The organism is Polaromonas sp. P3_C2 (genome assembly GCF_056402675.1).
Genome location: NZ_JBFUGX010000791.1, coordinates 1 through 1,700 on the forward strand (window position 1 = coordinate 1; position 1,700 = coordinate 1,700).

Below are 1,700 nucleotides of genomic sequence, written 5' to 3' on the forward strand. Positions count from 1 at the left end.
CGATTGCCCCCGTGTGCCCTTGGCTTGCCGCGGCCGTCAACCACCGGAGAGCCTCGGTCGTGTTCTCCGGGAACTGCAGAAGGTGCTGGCCGAGTTTCCACTGGGATGAATCCAGCCCCGCCTCCGCACATTCGCGGAGAAGGCGGACGGCAGCCAAGACGTCCTGACTTGTGCCCATGCCGTGATACGTGAAGCTTGCAACCCAGTGCTTTGCCTCCAGCAGGCCGCCGGCGGCAGCTTTCTTGTACCAGACCAGCGCTTCGACCGGGTTCCTGGGCGAGCTCTCGTCCGCCAAGTGACCAAGATAAAACTCTGCCTCGTGGTCCCCATCTCCGGCGAGTTCGAGCAGCCGTTCCCGCGCCTCTTCGGGCGCCAGGTCGTAATAAATGTCCTCGGCGGCCGTCACGTGACGCCTAACGTAGAGGGTGACCGGACCGCAACATTTGCGGCGGAGCCACCTTGCAGTTGTGGATCCGCGTTGACCGACCAGTTAGACCGCATTGGGATCTCCCAGCGTTTGATACATGACATGAGTTAGCTCAAACTGGTTGCAGCCACGCGACGCAATGCCGCCCTTGTCGTCTGGGCGTTCGAGCTCCCACCCCTCTTCTACGTCGGACCAGTACAGCAGCTTATCGCCAAAGGCGGCCACGGCAACGACATACTCACCCGGTGAATCCGCGACCGACAGCTCACGCGGAGCTATGCAGGCCTTCTCTAAAGCCGCTCTATGCTCCGGATGCAACCTGCGAAGACCGTCCTCCAATAGGTCAGTGACTTCAGCGATGGTGGCAGAGCGGAACATTGAGGAACGGTCTAACGTTCGACTTAACCGGACCGCCGCAGGCAGGTCCGCTTGAAGGAAGGATCGGGCATCATTTCGCACGCCCTGAAAAGAAGAAGCGGATGACCAGCATTGCCAGTCCCGCAAGCAGCATATAGCGACCAACTCCCTTCTGGGCATCAGAGGAGTCGTCCTGGTTGATGTCTTGAAGCGTGCTGGGTGCCTCAGGTAGATAGCGAACCGTCATGGTGGATGGGACAGAGTTGCTGCGCAAGGCACGGCCAAGCTCCGCAGCAACGCCGACTTCAGTCCGAATTTCGCGACCATCCTCCGTAGTGAAGCGAACATGCGCTGTGTACAGGCTGTCAGCATGGGTATTCTTCTTCTCCTTCCACTCCAGTCTGGTTACCTCGGCCTTGGTCGTCTTGCCGTGATCGCGCAATGCCGAAAACTTGGTGGCGTTCTTGTGACCGGCATACATAAAAAAGATGCCAAACACAACAAGACAGATCGCGACAACTCGGCTACCTAAGATTCGAAACATCGGTGGCTCCTTAGGCCTAAGGTAAAAATGATCGGACTACTAATAAATGCCGCGGCGCCACGTCCTGCTGCTGTGGCTCCGCGCTGGTTGATATGTTATGCGGCGTGGCGTGTCGCGACTTCATATGCGACCCAAACCAGGAATGTAGCGAGGACGACGCCGAAAAACAAGATGCCGGCATGCCAGGATACGTCTGGTTGATTGAGGGGTTAGACGCCATTGCTAAACGACTCGACCGCTGTCCGGTACGCTACCAGTGGCTCCGAAGCACCTGCGATAGCTCGGCCGATGACGATGTGCGTGGCGCCTGCCCTGGCTGCCGCAGCAGGAGTGGAGATGCGCACCTGGTCTGTGGCCGCCTGGGAAAGCTGA

4 protein-coding genes are annotated in these 1,700 nt (G+C 58.9%); all 4 read right to left on the reverse strand.

Features of this window, described 5'->3' with window-relative positions; all coding sequences use genetic code 11:
• A partial coding sequence (locus AC1DWI_RS21995) for a tetratricopeptide repeat protein (RefSeq protein WP_477725768.1) occupies positions 1-406 on the reverse strand: 406 nt, incomplete at its 3' end.
• An 84-nt stretch (positions 407-490) separates the two neighbouring features.
• Positions 491-805, reverse strand: a complete 315-nt coding sequence (locus AC1DWI_RS22000) for a hypothetical protein (protein ID WP_477671192.1) — start codon at positions 803-805, stop codon at positions 491-493.
• Between the two features lie 70 nt (positions 806-875).
• Positions 876-1,328 carry a DUF3592 domain-containing protein gene (locus tag AC1DWI_RS22005; protein WP_477671193.1) on the reverse strand — a complete coding sequence of 151 codons (453 nt, stop codon included), beginning with the start codon at positions 1,326-1,328 and terminating at the stop codon, positions 876-878.
• Between the two features lie 209 nt (positions 1,329-1,537).
• On the reverse strand, positions 1,538-1,700 hold a 163-nt coding region (locus tag AC1DWI_RS22010), incomplete at its 5' end, for an orotidine 5'-phosphate decarboxylase / HUMPS family protein (RefSeq protein WP_477725769.1).

Coding starts and splice junctions, on each gene's coding strand:
- AC1DWI_RS22000 (WP_477671192.1), bottom strand. CDS start 805: ATGTTCCGCTCTGCCACCATCGCTGAAGTCACTGACCTATTGGAGGAC.
- AC1DWI_RS22005 (WP_477671193.1), bottom strand. CDS start 1,328: ATGTTTCGAATCTTAGGTAGCCGAGTTGTCGCGATCTGTCTTGTTGTG.